At 68.6% G+C, this 25,101-nt stretch carries 19 protein-coding genes and 1 pseudogene; 9 read left to right on the forward strand and 11 right to left on the reverse strand.

What is annotated here, in order from left to right; translation table 11 throughout:
- Positions 1-67: 67 nt before the first annotated feature.
- Positions 68-616, reverse strand: coding sequence for a putative immunity protein (locus ACFVVO_RS36405; protein ID WP_390060916.1), 549 nt, complete (start codon positions 614-616; stop codon positions 68-70).
- Between the two features lie 214 nt (positions 617-830).
- Here ACFVVO_RS36405 and ACFVVO_RS36410 point away from each other — a divergent pair, with 214 nt between their 5' ends.
- The 4 genes and pseudogenes from ACFVVO_RS36410 to ACFVVO_RS36425 form a co-directional block, all read left to right on the forward strand.
- Positions 831-2,270, forward strand: coding sequence for a hypothetical protein (locus ACFVVO_RS36410; RefSeq protein WP_390060918.1), 1,440 nt, complete (start codon positions 831-833; stop codon positions 2,268-2,270).
- Positions 2,267-3,421 (forward strand): hypothetical protein, encoded by a 1,155-nt coding sequence (locus ACFVVO_RS36415; RefSeq protein ID WP_390060920.1) that lies wholly within the window; start codon positions 2,267-2,269, stop codon positions 3,419-3,421. The genes ACFVVO_RS36410 and ACFVVO_RS36415 overlap by 4 nt, the downstream gene beginning before the upstream one ends.
- A gap of 610 nt (positions 3,422-4,031) precedes the next feature.
- On the forward strand, positions 4,032-4,811 hold the full coding sequence (locus tag ACFVVO_RS36420) for a VOC family protein (RefSeq protein WP_390060921.1): 780 nt from the start codon (positions 4,032-4,034) through the stop codon (positions 4,809-4,811).
- Positions 4,812-4,973: 162 nt separating this feature from the next.
- Positions 4,974-5,610 (forward strand): annotated as a pseudogene (locus ACFVVO_RS36425) (DMT family transporter); the annotation flags it as partial.
- Positions 5,611-6,363: 753 nt separating this feature from the next.
- On the opposite strand, the gene ACFVVO_RS36430 reads toward ACFVVO_RS36425, so the two are convergent.
- From ACFVVO_RS36430 to ACFVVO_RS36440, 3 genes are all read right to left on the reverse strand, one after another.
- Positions 6,364-6,507 (reverse strand): hypothetical protein, encoded by a 144-nt coding sequence (locus ACFVVO_RS36430; RefSeq protein ID WP_390060923.1) that lies wholly within the window; start codon positions 6,505-6,507, stop codon positions 6,364-6,366.
- Between the two features lie 96 nt (positions 6,508-6,603).
- Entirely contained in the window at positions 6,604-7,710 is a 1,107-nt protein-coding gene (locus ACFVVO_RS36435) for a DUF2235 domain-containing protein (protein ID WP_390060924.1), read from the reverse strand.
- 38 nt (positions 7,711-7,748) lie between these two features.
- Positions 7,749-11,192 carry a hypothetical protein gene (locus tag ACFVVO_RS36440; protein ID WP_390060925.1) on the reverse strand — a complete coding sequence of 1,148 codons (3,444 nt, stop codon included), beginning with the start codon at positions 11,190-11,192 and terminating at the stop codon, positions 7,749-7,751.
- An 803-nt stretch (positions 11,193-11,995) separates the two neighbouring features.
- Between ACFVVO_RS36440 and ACFVVO_RS36445 the strand changes: the two genes are divergently transcribed.
- Together ACFVVO_RS36445 and ACFVVO_RS36450 are read left to right on the forward strand one after the other, a co-directional pair.
- The gene (locus tag ACFVVO_RS36445) at positions 11,996-12,313 is read left to right on the forward strand and encodes a hypothetical protein (protein ID WP_390060927.1); all 318 of its coding nucleotides are present in this window, start codon (positions 11,996-11,998) and stop codon (positions 12,311-12,313) included.
- Positions 12,297-12,875 (forward strand): glycoside hydrolase family 25 protein, encoded by a 579-nt coding sequence (locus tag ACFVVO_RS36450; protein ID WP_390060929.1) that lies wholly within the window; start codon positions 12,297-12,299, stop codon positions 12,873-12,875. The genes ACFVVO_RS36445 and ACFVVO_RS36450 overlap by 17 nt, the downstream gene beginning before the upstream one ends.
- Before the next feature lie 319 nt (positions 12,876-13,194).
- Here ACFVVO_RS36450 and ACFVVO_RS36455 read toward each other — a convergent pair whose 3' ends face one another.
- The 4 genes from ACFVVO_RS36455 to ACFVVO_RS36470 all read right to left on the reverse strand — a co-directional run bounded on the left by ACFVVO_RS36455 (position 13,195) and on the right by ACFVVO_RS36470 (position 19,476).
- Positions 13,195-15,225 carry a trypsin-like serine peptidase gene (locus ACFVVO_RS36455; RefSeq protein WP_390060931.1) on the reverse strand — a complete coding sequence of 677 codons (2,031 nt, stop codon included), beginning with the start codon at positions 15,223-15,225 and terminating at the stop codon, positions 13,195-13,197.
- 1 nt (position 15,226) lies between these two features.
- Positions 15,227-17,080 (reverse strand): peroxidase family protein, encoded by a 1,854-nt coding sequence (locus tag ACFVVO_RS36460; RefSeq protein ID WP_390060933.1) that lies wholly within the window; start codon positions 17,078-17,080, stop codon positions 15,227-15,229.
- A gap of 75 nt (positions 17,081-17,155) precedes the next feature.
- Entirely contained in the window at positions 17,156-19,066 is a 1,911-nt protein-coding gene (locus ACFVVO_RS36465; protein WP_390060935.1) for a GMC family oxidoreductase, read from the reverse strand.
- Positions 19,063-19,476 carry a hypothetical protein gene (locus ACFVVO_RS36470; protein WP_390060936.1) on the reverse strand — a complete coding sequence of 138 codons (414 nt, stop codon included), beginning with the start codon at positions 19,474-19,476 and terminating at the stop codon, positions 19,063-19,065. Before ACFVVO_RS36470 ends, ACFVVO_RS36465 begins: the two co-directional genes overlap by 4 nt.
- Positions 19,477-19,658: 182 nt before the next feature.
- Here ACFVVO_RS36470 and ACFVVO_RS36475 point away from each other — a divergent pair, with 182 nt between their 5' ends.
- The 3 genes from ACFVVO_RS36475 to ACFVVO_RS36485 are packed head-to-tail and all read left to right on the forward strand — an operon-like array spanning position 19,659 to position 21,539.
- The gene (locus ACFVVO_RS36475) at positions 19,659-19,955 is read left to right on the forward strand and encodes a hypothetical protein (RefSeq protein WP_390060938.1); all 297 of its coding nucleotides are present in this window, start codon (positions 19,659-19,661) and stop codon (positions 19,953-19,955) included.
- The gene (locus ACFVVO_RS36480; RefSeq protein WP_390060940.1) at positions 19,933-21,240 is read left to right on the forward strand and encodes a M4 family metallopeptidase; all 1,308 of its coding nucleotides are present in this window, start codon (positions 19,933-19,935) and stop codon (positions 21,238-21,240) included. The genes ACFVVO_RS36475 and ACFVVO_RS36480 overlap by 23 nt, the downstream gene beginning before the upstream one ends.
- Positions 21,241-21,242: 2 nt before the next feature.
- Positions 21,243-21,539, forward strand: a complete 297-nt coding sequence (locus ACFVVO_RS36485; protein WP_390060942.1) for a protealysin inhibitor emfourin — start codon at positions 21,243-21,245, stop codon at positions 21,537-21,539.
- Positions 21,540-21,658: 119 nt separating this feature from the next.
- Here ACFVVO_RS36485 and ACFVVO_RS36490 read toward each other — a convergent pair whose 3' ends face one another.
- The 3 genes from ACFVVO_RS36490 to ACFVVO_RS36500 form a co-directional block, all read right to left on the reverse strand.
- Entirely contained in the window at positions 21,659-22,504 is an 846-nt protein-coding gene (locus ACFVVO_RS36490) for a nuclease (RefSeq protein WP_390060944.1), read from the reverse strand.
- A gap of 132 nt (positions 22,505-22,636) precedes the next feature.
- On the reverse strand, positions 22,637-23,254 hold the full coding sequence (locus ACFVVO_RS36495) for a VOC family protein (RefSeq protein ID WP_390060946.1): 618 nt from the start codon (positions 23,252-23,254) through the stop codon (positions 22,637-22,639).
- Between the two features lie 131 nt (positions 23,255-23,385).
- Positions 23,386-24,102: an SDR family oxidoreductase gene (locus ACFVVO_RS36500; RefSeq protein ID WP_390060948.1), complete on the reverse strand. Its 717-nt coding sequence runs from the start codon at positions 24,100-24,102 to the stop codon at positions 23,386-23,388.
- Between the last annotated feature and the right edge of the window lie 999 nt (positions 24,103-25,101).

Consider the following 25,101-nt stretch of genomic DNA (forward strand, 5'->3'; position numbering starts at 1 on the left):
GAACGGCCAGGTACCTGACGGGGTCGAGATCCGTGGTCGAGGGGCCGCGTCATGTGGACGGTGAAAGTCATTCAGCGGGGGTGAATGGACGAAGGGCAGCGTCCAGCATGCGAATCAATTCTCCAACCCGACCACCGCCACTTGGTGCCGGTGGGAAACGGCCGAGTACCTCCACGACGACCGGTGTTGCACGATGCACCGCTCGCTCAACGTGTTCGGCGCCAATGCGCGGATCGTGGCCGGCGACGAGTTCCGCTGCCCTGGCCGCGTGAGCGCCTGCTCCGAGAATGTGCTTGACCTGGGTGGCCTTGGCCAGCGGATGCAAGTAGGCGGCGCCTGCGGCAGACATCGCTGCCCAGGCTGCCTCGCGCGCAGCCGTGGTGTCCGCACTCTTGGCTGCCTTGAGGGCCGCCCAGGCTGTGGCGCGCAGAGACTTCCCCCGCTCACCGCCCCGAGCGAACTCCCAAGCGGCACCGATGGCGTCCCGAGGCCGCGAGTCGTCCGGCTGATCGGCCTCGAAAACCTCGAGCACCACTTCCGCGCACGCCGCAGCGAACGCGGTGACCTCACGCAGGTCTTGCCTACTCAGCGCGATCTCGCTCTCGTCCTCTGCCACGATTCCATTCTCGACCAGGTTGTCGGCATCCCGGCATCGCGCCGTGGCACCGAGGTGAGGGAAGTCGGTGGAGGGCTTGTGGCCTGCTCTGTTACGGTCCTGTGGCCGGCCGCGGGACTCCGGTGCGACTTCCGGAACCTGCCTATGAAGCAATGATTCGCAGCTCGTGCCCCCATTCCCCGGCCGGCGTCCGCACTCTCGGGGGAAGGCTTGGATGGAGTCGTACGAGGACCTCGTCGCGGCTGACGATGTGCTGCTCTTCGTCAACGCGGCGATCACCTCCACGGGCCAGCGTGAATTCCACAGCGATGCGGGCGAGCAGCGGCTGTCCTTGGACTTCCTGCATGCGTACATGCTGGGGAACTACCGTGACCTGTACGCCGGAGTCCTTGCGCTCGACATCAACGACTACAACGCGGTCCTCATCATCCGACGGCTGCTGGAGACCAGTGGCGAGGCCTCTGCCGACCAACGGCACAGCGAGGGCCGTCTGATCGCGGCCCGTCTCGCGACGCTGCCGCCGCAGCGCGTGTACGGGTTGTTCGATGCTCTGAGTAGGGCCAGGGTCAACAATCGTCGCAGTCGTGCGATCATCCGTGACTGGTTGTCCGCCCGCAAGGACCTGGCGTTCGATGCCGTGAAGTACCGCAGCGGCCTCAAGCGAGCCCTTCGGCATGCGCACGTGGCACCCGCCGCTGAGGAGCTGGGGACGTTCATGTTCGCGCCGCTGGCCCGCCCGCACTATGCGACACCTGTTCTGGAGGCGTGGCGTCGCGCGCACTTCGAGCAGGCCGCCGTGTACGAGCTGCCCTATACGGTTGCCGAGGGCTTCGCCGCCAAGCATGGCATTCCCCGGAATGTCTTCCTGGAGCGCATCGCGCCACGGATGACCCGTCTGGAGACCTTGCGGCTGCGGGAGTCCGCGCACAAACGTGGGGACACACCCGTACCAGCGGACCTGGCGGGGATGCCGCTGACTCGATTGGCGACCTACGTGCTTTCGCTGTCGGTCGATGACCGCCGGCGCCGGCGTGCCGAGTTGACCCAGGCCCTGGAAGCGGCCGCCGACCGGGTGGCCGGCGTCCACCGGGGGAGCTGGGGCAAGGTCAGCGCAGTCCTGGACGACAGCTACTCCGCCTTCGGGTCGGTTCACAAGCGCCGTCGACCGCTGGCTGTGGCCCTGGCCTGCCATTACCTGCTCGCGGCCCTTGCGAGCGACTACACCGGGCTGTGGACGTCTGGGCGGACCGACGCGCTGCTGGCCTTTCCGCACGGGCCGACGCCGGTCGGCCGGCGGATCCTCGACGCGCTGGACACCGCCCCGTGCAGGCTGGTGATCGTCTCCGACGGATGGGACAACGCGCCTCCCGGCCTGGCCGCCGAGGTGCTGCGCATCTGGCGGACCCGCCTCGACGCCGAACGCCGCACCAGCATCGTGCATCTCAACCCCGTTTACGACGCGGCCGACTTCGATGTGCGTCGGCTGACCCCGACGGTGCCCACCGCGGGGATCCGTGATGCCGAGGACCTTCCGGCCCTGGTGGAGCTCGCCAAGTTCGCGGAAGGCCGGACGGGCCTGGCCGAATTGATCACTTACATGCACACCCGCGCGGCCCGAATGACGAGCGGACACCATCGGGGGTGGGCGCGATGACCCAACTGGATCTGACCGGCCTGGCTACCCGCCCCTCCCAGGTCTGGAACGCCGTCCGACTGGTGCCGCTCGTGCGTGACGAACCTGTCGAGGACCTCCGTCTGAGCGCGCAGCTCTACGGTGACGGCGCCGGAGTGATCGAGGTCGACCCCCGTCATGCGTACATCTCATACATCCCGCACGGATTCGTCGCCACGTGGACCGGCGACGGTACGCCGGCGGCCGCCTACGGCACACAGCTCTCCGCCGACGGCACCTCGGCTCCCGCCGCCACGATGGGCCTGCGCTTCCACCGCAGAATGGCCCGCCGTCAAGCCAAAGACCGGCTGCGGTTCCTTCCCATGCACCTGGCACTCGAGGGCTACCTGGCACTGCACTTCGGCGGTCCCACCGTCGCCTGGGAGGAGTGGTCGCAGCGGGCGATCCGCCAAGGACTTTCTCCTCGCGTCGAGGAAGCCTACGCGGGTGCCGAAGTACGCGGGCTCGCCGACGCACTGCGCATCTTCGAGATCCATCCCAACCAGTGTGGCGTCATGGTCTACGTCGCCGACGCGCTGGCTTCCGCGTTCGCCGTCCCGCATCCCGACGACTACCGTGCACTCCACCCTACGCTCCTGCGGGACCTGTACGGCGAACTGATCCACCACTACGCCACGTTGATGCCACCGGTGGCGGACTTCCAGGCCCGCATACCCGACGCGCGGATCCGCTCCCTGGCCCACCTGCGCACTGCAGTTGCCGAGCAGGAACACAACTGGACGCATTTCCACGACAAGAACATGGCCACCGGCCTGCTGGCACAGGCGTACACCTGGCAGTCGGTCCACCGGATGGGACGCTTCACGCTATCCCGCTTCATGCCGCCGTTCCGTCCCAAGCAGGAGAATCACATCGGTGAGGCCATCACCGACGACAGAGGCAGGATCGCCTACCTCAAGACGTTCCGGCTGTCCGAGAACCAGGTTCGTCGCGGTCACCTTCTCAGCAGGCTCGCTGCCAACGACTGGCACCTGGCGAGCACCGCGGTCGACCTTGGTGTCGACGAGGTTCAGCTGGGGCTGCGTCTGGAGTCCGCCGGCTTCGGCTCCCTGCTCCGCCAGGACGTCTTGGACGGATACCGCAAGCAGCAAGGACGAACCCGAGCCGGATGAGCGCGACCCGATCGGCTGTACCGGCGCCGCAGATGCCGGATCAGTCGCGGCAGTACTGGGAGGATTGCCCGCCTTTCCACCCTTAAGTCTGTTTTGGCCCTTTGGTAATGATCGCTTCGGCTTCCGCCTCTCCCGCCCCGTCGCGCTCCCGTACCCGTGCTCGGGTTCCCTGTCTGCGCCCCGGCCTGGAACAAGCTGGTGCCCCAGGGCCACTGCGGCCACACCGGCTGACCTCGCCCCCTGGCACACGGCGCCAGGGATGTTGCCGCCACCCCACACGCCCGCGCTTTCGCCGCAGGCCCGCTCGCCGACGCCCCCGCCCTGCCCGATGCTGAAGGGGCGTGCGCCAGAGCGTGCCGAGGTTCATCGGGTGCATGGCGAATCAGCGAGTGGCGGTGCTCGGGTGCGAGGTCGAAGGCGAAGTCGAGGTCGAGGTCGAGGTCGAGGTCGAGGTCGACCAGCGTCCGCACCGGCCCGGGCCATGAACGGCAGACGGGGAGCGGATTGCTCCAGGTACCTGCTCGTCGGCGACGGGCGGCGGCGTGTCGGGCGGCGCAACACCATCTCCGACGGAAGGCTTGCGGACACACTGCGCGAGAAAGGGTGAAAGATGGTGGAAGTCACCACTCCGTATCCGACCGGCACGCCGTGCTGGGTCGACTTGATGGCGAAGGACCAGCAGGCCGCGCTGGACTTCTATCGTGACCTGTTCGGCTGGCAGGGCCAGCGAGGTCCGGCCGAGTTCGGCGGGTACGCGGTCTGCGAGCTGAACGGCAGGCCGGTGGCCGGGATCGGCCCGGCGATGTCCCCCGAGGGGGCCCCGGAACCGCCCACCGTCTGGACCAGCTATCTGGCCAGCACTGACGCCCCAGCCACGCAGGACGCGATCGTCGCCGCGGGCGGTACCCTGCTCGTCCCGGTGATGGACGTCGGCACGCTCGGCCGGATGCTGGTCGCCGCCGACCCGCAGGGTGCGGTGTTCGGGGTCTGGCAGCCCGGCGAGTTCCACGGCGCCCGGGTGGTCAATGAAGTGGGCGCTCTGACCTGGAACGAGCTGCACACCAGCGATGTGCCCGCCGCCACGGCCTTCTACGGCGAGGCGTTCGGCATCGAGATCGAGCCGCTGGACGGCGCGGACTCCTACTGGGAGCTGCGGGTCGGCGGGCGCGCGGCCGGGGGCGTCACACTGCTCGCCAACGACCCGCCCGGCACCCCGGCACACTGGCTGACCTACTTCGCGGTCGACGACGTCGACTCCACCGTGGACGCCCTGGTCAAGCGCAACGGCACGGTGCTCGCCCCGCCGTTCGACATGATGGCCGGCCGCATGACGGTGGTCGCCGACCCGCAGGGCGCCCCGTTCGCCATGATCAAGCCCACTCCGCTCTAGAGCGCGTCCACGCTCCAGGTACTGCGAGCGCGCACGATCAAGCTTCGCCCTTCTGTCCGGCTTCCGGGCGGAAGGGCTGGCGGGTCAGGATCCGCCCACTGGGCGACGCCGGTGTTGGTTCCGGGCGGTTCGCGGTCTTGGCCGGTGCGCCCTGACAGTTGACGTCCGGTGCTGGCCCTCGCCCTGGTCTTCGCCGGGATGAACCTGTCCCGGTATGCGGCGATCGAGCGGATCGGGCTCGGCCTGGCCGTCACCCTGGAGTTTCTCGGCCCGCTGACCGTGGCCCTGGCCGGCTCGCGGCGGCGTACCGATCTGCTCGCCGCCGCCGCCCGGCGGGCGGGCGCGGTCGGCGTGTTCACCCGGCCCACACCGTCCACCGACCACGTGGGCGTCGGACGGGCGGTGCCGGCCGCCGTGTGCTGGGGCTGCTACATCCTTCTCAACCGGACCGTCGGCTCCCGACTGCCCGGCCTGGAGGGTTCGGCCGCCGCGGCGGCGGTCTCCGGAGCCCTCTATCTGCCGGTCGGCGCCTGGGTGTTGTGGCACTACCGACCGACTAACCCTGGCGGCCCTGGGCTGCGCACTGGCGGCCGGGGTGCTCTCCTCGGCGGTGCCCTTCCTCGCCGACCTGCTGGCCCTGCGCCGCGTTCCGACGCACTTCTTCGGTGTGTTCATGAGCGTCAACCCGGTCTTCGCGGCCTTGGTCGGCCTCGTCGTATTGGGCCAGCACCTCGACGTTCCCGCCTGGTGCGCCATCGCCGTCATCGTCGGCGCGAACACCGTGGTCGTCTCCACCGCACACCGATCCACCGGCTGGCGGAGCACATTGCGCTGGTGGCAGGCGGCACACGTCAACACGGTCGTACCGGACGACTCGGTGCTTGCGGGCGATGACGGTTTCGGTGTCGCCTACTTGCAGGCGCTCGGCCGGGTCTGGTCCGACGCGATGACGACCGCCATCGACGTGACCGCCTCGCTGCCGCCGGAGTGGCGCGACGCCCAGGAGTTCGGCGACTACGTGCTCAGGCTCACCCCCGCCGAGGCCGAAGAGCTGTCGGCGGAGATCCACCGACTGCTCCGCCGACGCAACTCCCCGCCCGAACCGGCAGGTTCGCCGCTGCCCGAGGGTGCGGCGCGGGTCGCCTTCCAGTTCCAGTTGTTCCCCACCAGTGCGGACCGGCACGTCTCCCACCCCACCGACTCGGAGTGAAAAAAATGACCTCTCGGCATGCGGCCGCCCAGCAGGCGGCGGACAGTGGTACGGGCCGGCCCCCCGTAACGGCCGCCCTGCCGGCGGCCCTGACCGTAGGTCCGACCTCGGTGCTGCGCCTCATGGCGGCGGGCCATGCCAACGCGGACATCGCACGGCTGCCGGACTGTTCCGAGCACACCGTGAAGAACGTCGTCCACGAGGTCATGGTGCGCTCCGGGCCCGCACGCTCGCCCGCGCGGTACGCCGCGGCCTGGTGTGACGCGCGGGACGACGCCGGTGCTGGGGACGGCGGACAGCGGCCGCTCGCGTCCCCTCGCGCGGTGCCCGCGGCGTACCGCGTCAGAACCGGGGCGCAGGCAGCAACCGCGGTTCGATCAGTTCCTCCACCGCCCCGGCGCCCGCGCGGCCGGCCACGTGGGCGCCCCCGCCGGGCAGTTCCGCCACGGCCTCGACCAGTGCGGCGCCCCGGGAGACCAGGCCCACCCCGTCGTCGATGCGGTGGGCCGTGCGGAAGGCGCCCTCGGGGACCAGCCGGTGGATCAGCGGGCGCCGGTCCGGGCCGGAGTCCTGGGTCGCTTCTCAGGGATCCAGGCGGACCCGCCGCCGATCGGTGAGGTACTTCTCGAGCTCGGGCGGCCGGTATTCGGTGTCCTTGCCGTAGCGCTCCATGGCCGGCAGTGCCAGGAACTCGTTTCCGTCAAGCCGGCCCTCCTTGTCCTTCGCACATCCGATGGCTCTGTACAGCGGGTCGGCCAGTCGGAACAGGCCTTTTCGTGAACGGTGCACCTCACCCAGGACATCCGGCTGTACACGGAACTCGATGCTGTCGTCCGGCTTCATCACACTCGGCCCGGCGGCGCTGAGGGCCTGCGGATCGAACGCAAGCCCGTACTTACGAGCCTGGTCGACCATCCAGAGCAGGGTGATGTCGGACAGCCCCGTCTCCCGGTAACTGCCACCGACATCGCAGTGCACTCCGGCGAACCACACCTGCTTCAGTTCCTGGCCCTGCCGTCCGGCGCCGGGCCGCTGGTGCCACAGCGTCGGCCGGAACGAAGAGCGCTGTTCGTCGATGGCCAGCGCGTGGAAGGCCGCCCTGACCCAGCTGCTCAGCTCGGTGTCGTGGAACGCCCAGTGATGGTTGCAGCGCTCCACGACCGCATCGAGGCTCCTGGACGCCGGAACCGGGATGCCGAGGGCACCGACCGTGTCCCACACCCCGATGAAGCGGATCTTCGTCTCTTGCGCGTACGAACGGCGGAACAGTGTGGAGGCCGTGCCGCTCGGCTTCTCGAGTCGGTCGCGGTAGAGGTGCCAGGCTTCCAGGATCCGGCCGGTATGCGCGCGGCGCACGATGCCGGAACTGCGCACGAGACCCGCCAGGCTTCGCACGGTGAACGCGCCGCGGCTGAAGCCGAACAGGAACAACTCGTCGCCGGGCTCGTACGTCTCGACGAGGAAGCGGTAGGCGTCGAGCACGTTCTGGGACAGGCCCACGCCGAACGCCCCACCACTGAGATGTTCCCAGCGGCTGGTTCCGACGCCACTGTGGTAGTACACACGCTGGTCCTTGCCGGCAGCGATCCCTGTGCACACCGACAGGGCGACCTTGGCGACGTTGGTCCTGCTCGGCTGGTCGGCGAAGTTCCAGGTTCCGTCGCAGCAGATGACGAGACGCTTGACCATGATGATCCCTCCGGGTGAGGGGGAGCGGTACCCGCTTTTCACCCCCCGCCCAGGCCGCGGGACGCCAGCGGCCTCGGGCGGTGCAGATGGTCGGGCAGCAGATTCAGGTGGTGCCTGGCCTGCTCGGCCGCGGGACTCCGGGGGCACTGCTCAAGGATCTGCTGCCAGATGTCCCGCGCGCGGTCCAGATGCTTCTCCCCGTGCCCCAGCAGGGATGTCGACCGCGCCTCCAGCGCGAGCGCGAGGTGGGCCCATTCCTGCGCGTCGCCGGCGGAGTGTTCCACGGCGTCCTCGAGAAGACGGACGGCCTGACGGACCCGGCCCTCACGATAGGCGACCCACCCGCGGGCGTCTTCGCACACCGCCAGATGGGCCGGGTCCAGGGAGCTCGGCGCGGTCCTCAGGGCATTCCTCGCCATGCGGTGCGCCTTCCTGAGCTTGATGCCCTGCTCTGCGTAGAACATCGCGAGCTGGGCCTTCAGGCTGACGAGCACGGCACCCAGCACCTGCTCCTCGTCGGTGCCACGACACTGCTTCAGCCGGTCACGGCAGGCCCTCTGAGCCGTGATCAGTTCCTGCTCCACCTCCAGCGGTTGCTCACCGCGGGCCATCAGGCGAGCAATGCGTTCATGGTGTTGAACAGAGTGCGCACGGTCGGGCGCGTCACCGATGGAGCGCAGGGCGGCGATGGCCTCTCTGGAACGGCCGAGGAGATTCAGTACGGTAGCCAGCTCCTCGTGGATCTCTGCCTCGAGATCCGTGCTCAGCGAGGCTTCGCGAGTGGCCTCGACCAACCCTTCCAGGGCCAGGTCAAGGAGCCGTTCGCGGTCGCCGGCCGGCGATGCCTCGGCGTGCGTGCGGTAGGTGCGCGCCAGCTCCAGGCGGCCACGATCCCGTTCCTCCCCGGCCGGCAGGAGCTCGATCAACCGAAGAAGTGTCTGCCGCGCCAGGTCGTACTGGGCCCTCTGTTCCCGGTAGAGAACCGCCAGCGTGAAACGCGGATAGGCATAGAGGGGAGCCAGTTTCAGGGCATCACGGCAGTCCTGTATGGCGTCGTTCACGCGCCCCTGACTGGCGTACACCGCCGCCCGGCCCGCCGTGGCACGCGCTCGCGGGGACAGGTCCGGCGGGTCCGCGGTCAGCTCCGTGAACCGCTCCCGGCCCTCCTGACCAGTGTGGTACCGGGGACGGACCGTCTTGGGCGACTTGTTGATCGCCTCGTTGTAGTTCCTGATGGCCTCTTCGTAGTTCTCGGCCGCGGCCTTGCGCTTGGCCGCGGTTTTGCCGCTGCGCTCCTTGCCGGACAGGGAGTCCGCGAGGGCGGCGTGCGCGTCGGCGAGTTCCACGTACCACATCGAGGGCACCTCCACCCCCGGGGGCGGCTTGAGCGCGACGGCCTGCGTGAGGTGCCGGATCGCCAGGCGGAATTGCGCTCGCTGATCACCGGAAGGATCCGTCATCAACGCCAGGGAGGTGTGCAGCAGTCCGATCTCCCGGGACACATAGGTGACTTCGGGTTGTGTCCGGCCGTGCTGGACGCAGAGGTCGGTGATGTCGCCGAGGGCCGCACGCAGATGATCCGCGTTGCCGCTCTGCTGCGCCTGACGGGCAGCGTCCCATGCCTGCGCCCAGATCCGGGTGAAGTGCTTCGGGGGGCCGGCGGTGCCGTTGGTCGGCCACTGAGTGTCGACCATCTTGCGTATCTCGTCACTGCCCGGGTCCAGGGCCAGCCCTTTGCCCGCGAGTGAGCGGGCGTTGCGGTCATCGGGTGCGAGCAACGCGAGCAGGAGCCAGGCCATGGCATCGTCCGGACGCCGGTGGGCGGCCAGCATGAACAGATCCGCGGCCAATGCGCGGTCCTCGCTCCTCCTACTGGTCATGGCGGTGAACACACCGAGGTCCCTCGGCGTGATGTGATGGTTCTGCGGGTCCCGTTGCAGGGCCTCCATGAACGCGTGCCATGCGCCGTCCCCAGGGTCGTACCGCAACAGAATGCTGCCGCGCAGGGCGTGCAGCTCCGGCATGCCAGGAGCCCAGCCGATCGCGGTACCGATACGGCTCTTCGCGTTGCTGACATGGCGCTTTCGGTCCGGTCCAACCGCTTCGTCCGCGAGCTGGGCCCAGCACTTGGCCTGCTGACCGATGACCTGGGCGATCCGCTCGGTCAATGGCCTTACCGCAGTCGTGTTCCCGTCACGCACCAGCCTTCGGGCGCGCTCGTCGATCAGATCCTGTTCCGCGCGGCGGAAGCTGGCGAGCGCCTCCCATGTCACGTCGTCCGACCGGTGCTTGCCGTGAGGCTGCTGTTGGCCACCCTGCTTCCGTAGGGCGTATCCGAGCCAGTATCGGGCGAGCGTGCTCTCCATGGAGTGGGCGCCGGAAGGCTGCTCGAGCGCACTGCGGGCGGACTGTACCGCCTGTTGCAAGAGGTCGGCTCGCTTGTCGTCCCCCACCCCCGGCGGGCGGGCCTTGTCGAGGAAGGCCCGGGCCAACTGGACGCGGGCCGGGGCCAGTGTCGGATCGAGGTCGACCGCCTTCTGCCACATGCGTATCGGTCCGTCCCCCATCGCCTCCGACACCGTGAGGCGGATTTCGGTTCGGACGCGTTGCTGTTCCCGGTAGATCAGACCGAGATTGTGGTAGGCCGCGGCGTACTCAGGACTGTGGGCAAGGGCCGCTCGGAAGTGGTCCTCCGCCTCGTCGAGGTCCCGGAGCGCGCCCTCTTGCTGGAAGCGCTGATAGTTTTCGAGCCCGTCCACCAGCCGTTGGAAGCTTTCGACGTCGGCACCCGACTCCGAGGCCCCGGGACGGTCGAGTTCGACGCGGTGCGCCAACTCCCTGGCGAGGCGCCCGTCCGGCGAGCGGGTGGTGTCGCCGTCGACCCGTATCTCTGCCGACCAGGTACGGCCGCCGCGCAGCCCCGACTGGCTCGCGACAACCCGCAGCACTCCGTCGGCCTCGACCAGTGATCCTTGCAGCGTCGTGCCGAATACTCGCTCCAGACAGGCGAGCACGGTGCCGACCTGGAGTTTCAGTGGTCCCAGAGTGATGGTGCCGACCTCGGTCGGCTTGATGTCTCCGGGCAGGCCGGTGGCTGCCACCCCGGTCTTGAACGGCACCCGTGCGGACGACCGCCGAACCATGTCACCCCGTCGGCCGGCCGGGTTGAGCACGTCCGCGGGTGTCCGGAAGGGTTCCTGCCGCACCAGGTCGACGATGCGGCGGATCTCGTCATCCAGCAGCTCGGCGAAGCCGGCGGCGACAGCGGCCGCCTGCTGGTTGCCGGCTTTGTCAGCGAGGTTCTTGAAAGGCAGGATCCGCACCGGCCGGGAACGACACAGGACAGCGACCACGAGCAGCACACCAAGGCATCCGATCGCCCAGTCGATTGGAGACAGACCGCGGAGACGATCGGCTCCTGTCGCCCTCAGCGCGACCAGCACCCCGAACACAACCGTCATGACGAGGAGGATCTTGTTCACGCTGCCCAACGCCCGACACCAGAGCAGGCAGATCCGCCGAGCCTGACGGGCGGGTGTCAAGGGCTCGGAGACCGCGATGCGGTACGTCTCTCTGGCGAGAGGTCCGAGATGTCTGAGGGAGGGCATGCCCCTGCGCCCCTCTCTTGGCGCGTGATCTCCGGCGACACCGTTCCGGCTCCGGGGCGCGCTGGGATCTTCTACGGCGCCACAGTCTTCTGGGTCGAGCAGGTGGGCGGGACGGCACCCGGCCCCCGCGTTTCGTTCTCCAGGCCACCGCTTCTCGTCGAAGACGAGGTCTGTGGGACCGGGGGTCACCTTCACGGTGACCTTCCGCATACTTTCTTGGTGCAAGCTTCTCTCTTGCGCGGGCGGGTGTCCAGCGGAGATATGTTGATTCGTCAAATAGTAGTCTGGCGGCCTTTTCCGCCGAAGCTCCGGGATTCCCGGAGGACCCGAAATCCCAAATACTCTGATAGTTGAAGAGGTGGCTTCAGCTCATGCACTCCGCGGCAGGCTGTATGGCGTCGACGTGTGCGGGGAACCGGCCGTGCGTGGCGTGAATGTTCTCGCACATGTCGCGGGCACACTCGACCTGGTCGTGGCAGATGCCCTTCGGCGAACTGGGCGCCATCCATCCCAAGTTCGCGGCCGACGGAATCCAGTGCCCTGTGCCGTCCGCATGCTCGTCTGCGGGACATGCACCGGGGAAGGTCGTTGAACTCGGTGCGGCGGCATCATCTCACCGCGGTCACCACCCGCAAGTTGCACGATTCGGCAACTCGTCAGATCGTGGAAAAGAGACCGTGGAGGACCGCACCGTGCCGGACTGGCGCGCGGACGCCTGGGATCTGGAGCGGCAGCACCACGAGCACTACGGCAAGGACGCGGTGGTGGCCGTGGAGAACACCGGCCCGAGCGGGCTCGCCGACGCGGAAGAGCAGCCCGTGGACCCAGTCCGCTCGCCAGTGACCGCAGAAGCTCCAGAGCTCGGCGTCATGGACGCCGAAGTCGTCGACGGGTCCCCCCTCGGACAAGGCGCGACGTTGTCCGCGTGGCCGCCCCACGGTGCTCCCTCCGGATCAACGCATCGGGAGGATCACCGTGATGATCAAAGGCTATGACGTATCCGCTTTCCAGAGCGCGAACTTCCCCACCGCCGGCACCAGCTTCGCGTTCATCAAGGGCACCGAGGGACGTTCTTACGTCAACCCCAAGCAGAAGGAGCAGGCCGCGCACGCCCGCGCAGCGGGTCTGGTCGTCGGCTTCTACCACTTCCTGCACCCGGGGCACATCAAGGAGCAGGCGGCTCACTTCGTGGAGGGCTGCGCGAGCATCGAGTACGACCTGATGGTCGTCGACTGGGAGACCAACCCGGACGGCACCGCGGCAACCTGCGCGGAGAAGGATTCCTTCATCGCCGAGGTCAAGCGGCTTCGCGGCTCCAGCCACAAGATCGGGCTGTACTGTAACCGGGACTTCTGGCGTCACCGGGACACCACCGGCAACGCGGGTGATTTCCTCTGGATCGCCGAGTATGGCGTGACTGCCGGCAAACCCAATGTCCAGGGCAAGTGGGTGTTCCACCAGTACACCGACAAGCCGCTGGACACCAACGTGAGCATCCTCGCCTCCAAGGCGAAGCTGGTCGCCTTCGCGGGCGGCATCAACGGCGTGAAGAACTAGAGTCCGAGACCGGGCGGAGCCCCGGGCCCCGGGCGGGGCCCGGGGCTCCGCCCGCCGACCGGCGCACCCGTACCTGACCTCCGGGACACCGTCCACTGCGTCCCGGACGGACGCGCCCCCGGCGGTGTCGCCCAGCTGCACTCGAACCGGGTGAACGAGCCGGCCGCTGCACAGGCGTCGCTCCCACCCCCTGCTCCCCACGCCGACGGTCAGTCGTGGATCAGCGCCGAGGGCCTGGCCGTAGCAGCGGTCGACGAACTCGAGGATCCCGGCCGTGGACGTCCCGTCATGGTCGCCCGCCGCGTTGCCACTCTCGCGGCTACTCCGCGGTGAGCCCGAGGTGGCTGCCTATCTCCCCGGCGACCTCCGGGTGGGAGAGGTACTCCGCGATGTTGTGGGCCCGGTCGCGGGCGTTGATGACGGCGACATCGGTCACCGTGCCCGCCCATTCGCCGGCCAGCGGGCAGCCGATGGCCACCGCGTCGGACGGTGACCACCCGTTGAGCCAGTCCGCCACCACGTCGGGGCGCTTCGGCCCGCCGATGAGCAGCCTCTTGTACACGCTGTCCAGCCCCAGCGGGCTGCCCACCGTGGTGAGGTGGATGGTGCGCAGGGCGGGAGACAGCCGTGTGGTGAGGTCCATGCCGACCACCGTGCCGAGGCTGTGGCTGACGAGGATCACCTCGCCCTCCTCGGGCAGCGTGTCCAGCACGCTGTCCAGGACCGCGTCCCGGACGGGCCGGTCGTCGAGATACGCGGCGACGTCGTGCAGGACCAGGGCGATCGTCCATGCGTCGAGGTCGCTCCTCGCGGCCAGCCAGCCCAGTTGCCGATGAAGACCTGCGACGACGTCGCCCGGGGCGATCCGCTCGAGGTCAGGCTGCTTCTTCTGGGGGAGGTCCCACCTGCGGGCGGCCTCGCCGATCATCTCCTCGTACACCGCTCGGGCGGTGGGCGAGACGGGAGCGACCGCCTCGGCCGGGGACAGAGACGAGGCCTCGGTGACCCGTGGAACGGACTCGTGCGCTGCGAGCACCTGCACCAGCCGATCGCCGTAGTACGGGAACCAGGCGTCGGCCGGGTCGACCGGCGGGAGTCCGGCACGGACGAGTCCCTGATTGAGACCGGCTGTCCACTCGCGGCGCAGGTCCTGCGGGTCCTTGTGCTCCTGGGAGCGACCGTGCAGGAACACGAGATGGCGCTCGCCGCCGAACGCGCCGTCCCGGGCGCGCAGGCCCGTGTGCGTGACTGCCGCCGCGGCGGCCGGCCCGGGTACGGCGGCTGCGGGCGCCGGAGCGGGAACCATGGACTCCGCCACCCCCAGACCCGACTCGGCGCCCATCTCCGCAAGCGGACCCGACCGTGTGCCGGCCGGCAGCCGCGCGAGGTGCCGCAGGATGGAGCTGACGCGTACACCCTCGTTGGACACCCAGTCGACCGCGTCCTCGCCGTCCCCCGGCTGCCACACCTGCCCGTCCGTGCGCAGGACGTGCCCCTGCTCGTCGGTCTTCGGAACCCCGCTGTGGTGGAGTGCCACGACCTCCCACTGGTCGTTGAAGACCGGGGAACCCGAATTGCCGGGCTCGGTGTCCGTCAAGTACTGGAGGAAGTCGTCGAGCCGGACCTGCAGCATGTTGTCGCGTACGGCGATCTCCTTGAGCCGCCCCATCGGGTGACCGATCACGTTGACCGGCTCGCCGATGACCAGCTTGCCCGGCTGGACGCTGAGCCGGTTCCAGCCGAACGTCTCGCCCGGCGGCCGTCCGTCCGGCCCGGGGGCCACCTGCAGCAGGGCGTAGTCCAGGCGCTGGTCGGCCACGAAGAACGCGTCCGGGGCGAACTCCAGCCGCGTCGCGGGCTGCGGGGTGTTGTCGACGGTGACCTGGGCGTCGAACTCGACGAAGCACTGCCGGGCCGACTCCGCGTCGGAGAGCACGTGATGGTTCGTCATCAGCAGGCTCGGCGATACCAGGAAGCCGGTGCCGAGCGGCAGTTCGCGTCCGTTCTCCCGGGTCGAGATCCGGGCGACGGTACGCGCCGCCCGGGCGCCGCGCGGCAGGAAGCTCCACGCCTGCAGTTCCTTGGACACTCCGAGGATGCGTTCGTAGGCGTCGGGCGCGGCCAGCGGTTCCGCGCGCACGGCCTCCACGGCCATGGCGGCGGGCACGGCGTGTCGGTCCAGCAGGCGCGTGGCGCGCGCCGCGAGGGCCTGCCGCGAGTCCGGGAAGGGGACGCCGGCGTCCTGCTGCCGTTCCACGGCCCGGCGTTCCTCGCTGGTGGCGCGGTACCGCTGGGCGGCCGCGGCGAGTTGGTGTGCGCGCTCCTGCCGGAGCCTTTCCACGGCCGCCATCTCAGGTGTCCTTCTGTACGGCGTTGTGCCACGGCACGAAGGCGTTGGTCAGCCCGGACAAGGCCGTACGCAGCTCGGGGTGGTGGCGCAGCAGGACGGTGACCATGCTGTTGTCGTCGATCCAGGCCATGCCGGCCTTGGAGTAGACCTCGGGGGTGTAGTACGTGGTGAAGAAGCGGTCGCTGTTCAGCCGGCGTGAGGCCATGAGGATGAAGATGCGGAACGCCGTGTCGCTGAAGGCGAATCCGGCGGGAAGCTTCTCCGCGTACAGCCCGACCATCAGGTCGACCTTCTCGATGTCGCCGTCGTAGAGCCGCTCGATCTGCTCGGCCCACGCCGGGTCGTGTGCCAGCTCCGTGAAGCTCTTGGCGGGCTTGAGCCGCAGCAGCCGCCGGAACTCGTTGTAGCGGGGCACCCCCAGCTCCCGGGAGCGCAGGATGTCCGTCGCGGCGAGGTCCTGCAGATGACCGTCGGGCCGCTCGAACTCCTGCAGGAAATTGGGGAAGTTGTGCAGTGTGACCAGTCCGGGATGGAGCGTGCCGAAGCTGTACAGCAGGTCGGCCATCTCCGTGGTCTCCAGGAACTTCAGCGCTCCCGGCCCCGAGATGTCGCGCAGGGTGCACTGGCGCAGGGTCGTGTCGTCGGCGACGGAGCGCAGGTGCCAGTCGTCGCGGATCAACGGGTGCATCCGGTAGACCGCCACGAACTCCTCGGTGAGGGCGTACGGGACGCCGTAGTGGTCGGTCTCGCCCCCGGGAATGCCGCTGATGACCTCGCTGTTGCCGATCCGGCCGAACAGGTTGTGGACGCGTTCGCCCGCGACGCCCCACCAGTTGGCCCGCAAAGCCTTGACGGTGGTGGGGTGGCTGATCACGGCCGGTGTCCACTCCACGGTGTGGATTTTGGCGAGGAGCGCGGCGTTGACGAGCCGGGCCCGCTGGAAGAGCTCCTCGTCGCTCCAGGAGGGGTAGGCGCCGTGCAGGTGGTCGCAGATCGCGTTGTGCTCCCTGGTGAACAGGTCCTGCATCATCGCGAGGCCCAGCCAGAAGCCGGGAGCGCGCGTGGGGTCCTGGGAGGGATCCGCGGGGACGGGGGCCCGCTCGTCGTCCCACAGGTGCAGCTTGCCCAGTTGCCCGGTGCGCAACTGGTGCTGCTCGGTCTCGTTCTTGCCGTAGATCTGGGAGGCGTCCCACCAGTGGGAGGAGACGTTGACGCGGGTGTCGGGCGTACCGGGAGGCGCCTGCGGATCACGGGTCGGGTCGTCCGGGGTCCGGAAGATGTTCATGGGGTGTTCCGGCCACGGGTCGTCGTCGAGGAGGGGGACCTCCCAGGGGCGGTCCGTAGGGCTCGTACCGTGACTGAACCAGTCACGGATCATGAACTGGAGCCAGGCGGAGACCAGGGAGTTCACGGATTCGGCCGCGATGAGCTCGTGGCGGGTGAGCAGGGCGCGGCTGACCTCGCGCGGACTGGGCGTGGACAGCACGTCCTCGGGTGCGGCCGGGGCGATGTTCCCCAGCGGGATGTTCCGGCCGAAGCGGGTGCCCGCCATGCCCATGCGCGGGTCACCGAGGTCGTTGTGGCTGCCGTCGGCGGTCCGGTTGACCCGGTTGCCCGCGGACGGCGGCGCGGGCTTGGGCCCGTTGACCGAGGGCAGCCCACTGGTGTCGTACAGGTTCTTCTGCCGAAGCCTGACACGCAGTCCGAAGAGCGTCAGCAGGCCCGCGACGACGGGGAGTCTGTCCCAGCCGAAACGGCGGTCGATGTACTGGGCGGCGCCGGTGACGATCCGCCAGGGAAGTGACGTGCGGTATCCGGACGGGGAACGTCGTGCGGCGCGTCGGTGCATGCTCATCGCAATACTCCTTGGGTGGCTCCTGTTCGCTCGCGCGGGAAGCGCGCGCTCGTTCGAGGGCAGGTCCGTATGGGGTCAGGCGTGGGCCGCGTCCCTGAGGATCACGTCGCTCGCCTTTTCGCTGATCATGTAGATGGGCGCGGCGACGAAGAACCCGGGAATGCGGGGGAAGACCGAGGCGTCGACGATCCGCAGACGGTCCACCCCGCGGACCCGGAAGGCGCTGTCGACCACCGCCGAGGGATCGTCGGAGCGTCCCATCCGGCAGGTGCACGACGCGTGGTGGCCCCAGGCCTCGTCCTGGACGAACCCGCGCACGGCGTTGCGATCGCCGACGTCCTCGCCGGGCCACAACTCCTTGAGGATCACGGAGCCGGCCCTGTGGTTCATCCCGCGCACGAACTCCACGGCGTCGGCCATCGCCTCGAGGTCCAGGCCCTCCTTGTCCGTGCCCTCGGTGAAGTAGTGGAAGTTGACCAGTGGCGTGTCACGGGGATCGGGGGAGCGCAGCCGGACGCGGCCCCCCGTGTTGTGGGTGCGGCTCTTGAGGATGGCCCAGGTGAATCGGTCCTTGTGGTGGGTCAGGTCGAGTGAGTAGCCGGGGCGATATCCGCGGAAGTCGAAGGGGCCGCCGAAGATGAACAGGTCGGGGGCGTCCAGGTCCGGGCGTGACTTGCGGGTGATGCCGAGGACGGCGCCGTTGGTGGTGTAGAGGCCCTTGCCCTGCTGCCAGGCCCGATAGCAGCGGTCCGGTTCGCTCCCGGGCCGCGGAGCGTGGAAGGAGCAGTCCTTGATGACCGGGAACTCGCGGTCCATCTGGCTGACCACGCCGACTTCGTACCGGTCCTGGAGATTGGCGCCCACTCCGTGCAGACCGACACGCACCGGGATGCCGTGTTGCCGCAGCTCCTCGGGTGGTCCGATGCCCGAAAGCATCAACAGCTGAGGCGTGTTGAACGCCCCCGCGGCCAGGATCACCTCGCGTGAGGCGACGACCCGACGCAGCACGGGGGGAGCGGACGCCGGCCGGGTACCGGGATCGGCCCGGTAGGCGTGCGCCGCGTCCAGATAGTCCACGCCGGTCGCCGCGTTGCCCTCGTCCAGCACGATCCGTGCGGCCAACGCGTGAGTACGGACCACCAGTTGACCCGGATGGTCTCGCTGCACGGCCTGGACGCGTTCGCGTACGGCGCTGCGGCGGCCGCCGGCGGTGGAGACGGGGATCTGCCACAGCCCTTGCAGCGCTTGGGTCTGCACCCGCCAGTCGTTGGGGTCGACGAGGGAGCCGAAGCCCTCGAGCGGGGACAGCGGCCGGTCGAGGAAACCGGAGAGCGAATCCTCCGCGGCGGAGAGGATGACCTTCAGCAACTGTTCGTCCTGCACGGCCAGTCGGGGGTCGGCCAGCGCGGTGGGCAGCCAGCCGTCGAACCCGTGCCGGGCGTGGTTGCGGTACCGGTCCGACACGAGGGGCAGCGCCCGGATCAGTGCGGCCAGCAGCGGGTTGCCGGGCGGTTCCTTGGGCCGGGGCCGGTAGGTGCAGCGCTCCAGCCGCTCGAAGTACCGGCGCATGGCCGTGCTGTGCCAGGTCGCGTCACCGGTCTCCTCCGCGATGGCGTCCCAGTCGCGGTTGTAGGGGTAAACGGTGATCAGCGCATGGTGCGCGGTGCACCCGCCGACTGTCCCGGCGCGCGGGTAGAGGACCCCCCTGTCCGGTACGAACTTGCTGTCGCGCCGTTGCTGCTGCTCGTCGGCGTAATGCCGCACGAAGTAGTTCCAGCACTGGACGGGGTCCTCGGAGGCGTCGGCGTGGAAGGCGGGCACCAGGTAGCTGTCGTTCTCCTCCGCACCGCCGGCGTCGAGGAGGAGGGTGCGCATCCCCGCGTCGGCGAGGTTGGCCGCGAGCGGCCCGCCACCGGCGCCGGCGCCGACGACGACGTAGTCGAAGCCGGTCTCGGTGGGGGGAGTGGTCCCGGACTGCGTGTTCACTTCCGCCTGTCCTTGCGGGAGTTGGCCAGCGAGACGCTGGCGCTGATGGCCAGGGCGGTGTTGACGGCCGAGATGAAGGTGGTCAGGAACGCCGTGCGCGGCGAGACCTGCCCGCGGAGGCCGAGCGTGGCCGCTGTCACGGTGTCGCTGCCGTGGATCAGGATGCCCTCGCTCACATCGTCGCGCAGCCGGGCTCCGCCGTGGGTCAGCAGGTCGAGGCCCAGGAGGATCGTCCGGATGCCGAAGAGGCGGAAGGCATAGATGGCGGCCGGGCTGGGGGGATCGCGGTCGGGGTCGAACCGCCGAATGAGCATCTCCGGTGCCAGCAGACCGGCGGCGCCGTTGAACAGTCTGATGCCGGCGAGGGCATAGACCGGGACAGGGCGGGTTGAGGCGGGAACCGTGGCCATGACGTCTCCTGGGGATGTGGTGATCATCGCGCTGACGGGACCGTCGGCCGAACCCCACGACGAGGGAAAGGAACACCCTGGACGCACTCTTACCGACCACGCTATGGGACGGGCTGCTCAACTGCATCTCCAGGAAGGCACAGTTATTTACGTCGCGTTCAACCAAATCTCTCGCGGCTGACATGAGCGGAGATTTTGATCTCCAACTGAAGGATTGGTTTGAGCGGGCTGAAGCCTTCTCATTTTTCGCTGTCTCGGAGCCGGCTCCCGGTCCTCGTCTTGCGTTTGCCAGTCACTACGGGCGGCAGGAGACTGGTGATATCAGCGTGTCAGCGCCGCTGGAGACGGGGATGGTCGATGCCGACGCCTCCCCTTTGGCTGCCCCATCAGCGGGCGTCTGCGGTTTGCCTGCGACTGGCTATGTTGAATTTCGAAAGAACCGTCCTCTCGCATTGGTTGTCGAAGGCGACGACCGGTGATTCGAGAACAGTCGAGCGCGCAGTCGAAACGATGAATGACCAGCCGTCGGCCCTCTCACTCAGGAGGTGTCCCATGAGCAGGGCTCGCCCGATCAACTGCATCATCCCCCCGTACATTCTCGACAGGCTCCTGGACAGCGAAGACAGTGAGGTGCGCCAGGCCGCCCTGGACACCCTGCTGGTCACTGCTCGCCTACGGGGCGAGCGAGCGGTCCGAGCGTCCTTCGCCGGGGCGGCCGCCCCCGGTAACGGCCGGCGCACCGTCTTCGACTGCGAGCAGGTGGAGTCCCTCCCCAACGCTGTCCTGGCCAGGCCGGAGGACGGCCCGGAGGTCGCGGACCCGTCCGTCAACCGGGCGTTCGACGCACTCGGCCTCACACGCGATTTCTACAAGGAGGTGCTCCAGCGCAATTCGGTCGACGGCAGGGGGATGCGCCTGGACGGATACGTACACTTCGGCTTTCAGGTCAACAATGCCTTCTGGGACGGGCGGCAGATGCTCTTCGGCGACGGGGACGGGAGGAAGTTCAAAAACCTCACCGGTTCCCTCGAAGTGATCGCCCACGAGCTGACGCACGGAGTCACGGATCACACGTCGGAATTCGAGTATCACAATCAGTCCGGGGCCCTGAACGAGTCGATGTCGGACGTCTTCGGGTCGCTGGTCAAGCAGTGGTCCCTGAAGCAGACGGCCGAGGAGGCGGACTGGCTGATCGGGGCTGACGTGTGGACTCCGGGAGTCGGTGGAGACGCCCTGCGATCGATGAAGGACCCGGGGCACGCTTTCGACAACCCGCAGTTCGGAAAGGACCCCCAGCCCGACCGGATGAGTAAATTCATCCACCTGCCCGACACCAAGCGAGGAGACTTTGGCGGAGTGCACTTCAACTCCGGCATTCCGAACAAGGCGTTCTTCCTGACGGCCGCGCGCATCGGCGGATTCGCATGGGAGGCTGCCGGAACCATCTGGTATGAGTCGCTCAAGGCGTCCAGCGCCGAGGACGAGTTCCAGGACTTCGCGGGCACCACCTTCCAGAAGGCCGGGGAACTGTTCGGCGTCAGCAGTCCCGAGCAGTCGGCCGTGCTGTCGGCGTGGCAGGAGGTGGAAGTCCCGGTCAGGGGCGTTCCGACCGGAGTCGCCCGGGTACGGAGCATTGCGTCCAGCGGGAACGGTGGCGCGGGCCGGGAGGACGGTCTGGCGGCCGTCGCCAGGCAGATCGGGGCACTGAACGACAAGGTCACGGGGCTGGTCAAGGACATGGCCGCGCTCAAGGGCACAAGGTGAAGATGACTCTGGAGACCTACGGCGGGCTGGCGGCAGTGACCAACCTCCGCCGCCCGCCCAAGGTGCTGGACACAGACGCCCTGTCCGAGACCGCTACGGCTGAACTGGCCCAACTGCTGACAGAAGCCGCCGCGGTGCCCAAGGAGGACCAGGCCGGCCACGCCAGGGATGCGATGAGCTACACGATCACGGCAACGGCCGGCGACCGCGTGACGGTCCTTGAACAGTCGGACGCCGCCATGACCCCTGAGTTCGCGGCCTTGCTCACGTGGCTCAAAAAGCACTTCGCACAGCAATGATGCCCAATGGGCCAGGCTGTCGGCCTTACTTGCTCGACCTCAGGTGGATGAACGGCGAGCCGTGCCGTTCATCCACCTACTCGAAGGTGCCGAGCTGAGGCTCACCGGTAGCCACGCCTTCAGCCCTCGTCGAAGAGCAAGTCTTCGACCGGGTGCGTCATGCGGATGGAGTGGCCGTTGGTGACGGTGACGACGTGGTGCAGGCCCACGAGCCGCTCACCGGTGGACAGGACCGTGAGCGTGTCCTCCTTGCCGGCGAGGTACGCGGGAAAGCAGGAGACCGACATACCCAGGCCGAAGTAGTCCACCAGCCGCCGGAACAGCTTCGGCAGGATCACGACGTCGTCGGTGATGGTGGACAGCGCGGTGACCTTGAATCCGGAGGTGGTCACGTCGTGCGGCCACAAGCCCTGACCGGCGGTTCGGGCGTTCTGCGCGACCTTGGTGAGTTCCTCCCGCAAGTCGCGGAACAGGCTGGTGTAGAAGGTCGGGTAGACCAGGCCCAATGAGGCAAGGTGGTGGTTGGCGGTCTGCCGCAGCAGCGGCACGTCGACCGTGACCGCTGTACCGCCGGCAGCAGGAGGCGCGCCCCGGCCGACGAGGGCCACGGCGCGGTTGTGGATGTCGCCGCCCCCGGTGAGGATGTAGCCGGGCGTGGTCTCGGGCGTCGAGGCGGTGACCTTCTCTCCTGAGTTGCGCTGCACGGTGTTGAAGCCGAGCCAGGTGAGGAGTTCAGCCGCGGCGGCGTGGCCGAACTGTAGTGGCTGGTGTTCTCCGCCGTAGTGGGTTTCCAGCGCATCGATGCCCTCCAGGCGGAGGGGGGCGTCACCCTCGGTGGCATGCACCGGGTGCTTGCCACCGACGAGCGTCCAGTCGTTGGGATTGTCGGCGACGAAGTGGACGGTGTCTCCGTCCGGCTCGGTGCCCTTCAGGCGGAACTTGCCCTGGATGAGCAGCATGGGCATGGCGACTCCTGTAGCGGGATGGGTGCGGAGCGGGCAGAGAGCACTGCCGCGGCTCATGTTTCCTGCGGGGGCGGCTCGGAAGGCGCTGACGGTGGTGAGGCGGGGACTTGTGTCCGGAATCATTGGATCGGCTTACAACGGTGGTTCCGCTCCGGCCTGTTCGCTCACCATGTACCGCGCGTACCAGTCCGGCCAGTTGGGGTCCTCCGCACCGGTACGTGCCTCGTGTTCGCCGTGGGCCGCCGCGGCGCGGCGGAGGGCGCTTGCCAGGTCCTCGCCCGAGGCGAACGCTGTGGTGGCGGGGTCCAGCCGTCCCGGGAGCCGGGTGGTGATCTCCTGCAGGAGCCAGCCGTTGCCGTCCGGGTCGGTGAACGACAGGAAGGAGCCGTAGCTGCTGCGTTTCGGGTCGAGTCCCGGTACCCGGGCGTCGGTGCCGGCGTGATGGAACACGCCGCCGGCATCGTGGAACACCTCGCTCGGGTCGGCACCGCGCCGGGTCAACTCGTCGTGAGCGGCCGCGATGTCGTCGACCACCAGGTGTAGGCCCTGCGCCGAGCCCGGCGCCTGCTCCGTGACGGACGTGCCGAAGATGACCGATGCCGGTGAACCCGGAGGGGTTACCTGAACCACCCGGAACTTGGCGTCGGGGGCGATGTCCGCGTCGAGTCGCCAGCCCAGCGCCGTGTAGAACTCTTTGGCTCGGTCGACGTCGGATACCGGCACTACGACGATCTCTAGTTTCATATCCATGATGTGTGTCTCCGTCTTGGAGGGCAAAGCCAACGCCGCTGAGCTCCCCCTGTGGGCGGGCCTGGAGGACGAACGCGCAAGGCGCTGGAAAGCCCGTGTCGAGATCGCTCCCTGGGCTGCTGTTCGGACGGTCAGAGCGCGACGAGCTGCTGGCCGCCGTCGATGTCGTAGGTGCCGCCGGTGAGGGCGCCGTTGGCCATGATGTGCAGCGCCAGGGCGGCGACATCCGCCGGGCCGACCACCCGGCCGATGGGCAGTGTCCTCCGCAACTGTTCCCGGCGTGCTTCGAGTTGCTCACCGAGGAGCGAGGCCGACAGCGGTGTGTCCACGAACCCGGCCGCGATGAGGTTGACCCGGACCGGGGCCACTTCCAACGCCAGGTTGGCGGTGAGCGCCGGCAGCGCCGCGGTGAGCGCGCCCGTCACGGCCATCCCGGCCGCGGGCCGTCGGCCGCCGGTTCCGCCGATGAACAGCAGCGTTCCTCCGGCCCTGACCTTCTCCCGGCTCGCCCGCCCCGCCGCCAGCATCATCGCGATTCGCCCACCGAAGTCACGTCCGGCGTTGGCCAGGTCGAGCACGTCGAGGGGCGTGTACGACGGGCTGCCCGCCGTGACCAGCACATGGTCGACCAACCCCGGCAGATCATGCAGAAACCGCTCCAGACGGTCGGTGTCCAGGGCGTCGAACGCGGCCGTTCTCAGGGGACTCAACTCGTCCGCCGCCCGCTTGAGACGATCGGCGTTTCGCGCCGCGAGCACCACCTCGCCGCCGGCCGCACGCACCTGCCGCGCGGTCTCCAGACCGATTCCCGCGCTGCCTCCCACCACCACGACCGTCTGTCCGGCCAATCCTTCATCTACCGGACGGGCTCCTCCGGTCCCACTCACGGCAGGTCACCGCCGTAAGACCGCGATTCCCAGACGTCCCTCCGCACGCCACACATGCTCATCCTCGTGTCTCCCGGGCTTCTACGAGCCGACCCTCGGGAGAGCCGTCTCGTCCGGCGGATCCTGCATTTCACAGGCCATGGGAAGTTCCCGACGGGTCAGCGAACGGATCGCTCACTGGAAAAGCACCACAGCTGAGGATGGGGAGTGGGCGGTCATGGGGCCTCCGCCACAGACGGCCGACCCCGCTGGTTCAAGTCTGTCACTCGTCCGGCCAAGGCGCATCCGGGCTGTGGCACCCAAAGGGGCGGGCAGAAGCGGTTGGTGGAGGGAAACAGTCGCACACCCGGGTGGCCGCCGCGTTGGTGCTCCGGAAACGGATGCTCCAGGCGACCGGGTGCGTTGAGGTGCGCCAAGAGCCGCCGCACCGTGAACTCGGCGCGTCCGTCCGGCGTCATGACGCCGTGCGGTGAGGTGGAGACGGTGACGACCCCGTCGTTCTCCGGCAGCCCGTGTTCTTCGCGGACCACGCAGGCGACGGCGACCTCCACCGGACGGGTCGACTGGGGGTCGAGCTCGGCGCTGTCCCGCCGCATCCATGCACTGAACCTCCACCACCCCGGGGAAAGGCTCATCGTCCACCCAGCGGACTGCTTCACAACGCAGCTTCTGACGAGGTTCCGTGAGACCACGGCCGCTGGCATACGGGACAACCTTTGGACGTCTGGCGTCCACGGACAGCAAGCACCGCGAGCCGTCCCACTTCGGCTCCGCGGCCCACCTGCCCTGTGACCGGAGTTCTTGAGCGCAGGCCCCTGTCTTCAGGGAGGGGTTGGCTCGTCCTCGGCGCGAGCCGCGCAGCGGCGGAGTTCGCTGCGTTGTCAGTGGCCGCCGGTACAGTGATCACATCAACTGGAGGGGGTGTATTCATGCTGTCGGGCCGCAGATACCGGCTTGATT

Source organism: Streptomyces sp. NPDC058145 (genome assembly GCF_042884245.1).
Lineage (GTDB): Bacteria > Actinomycetota > Actinomycetes > Streptomycetales > Streptomycetaceae > Streptomyces.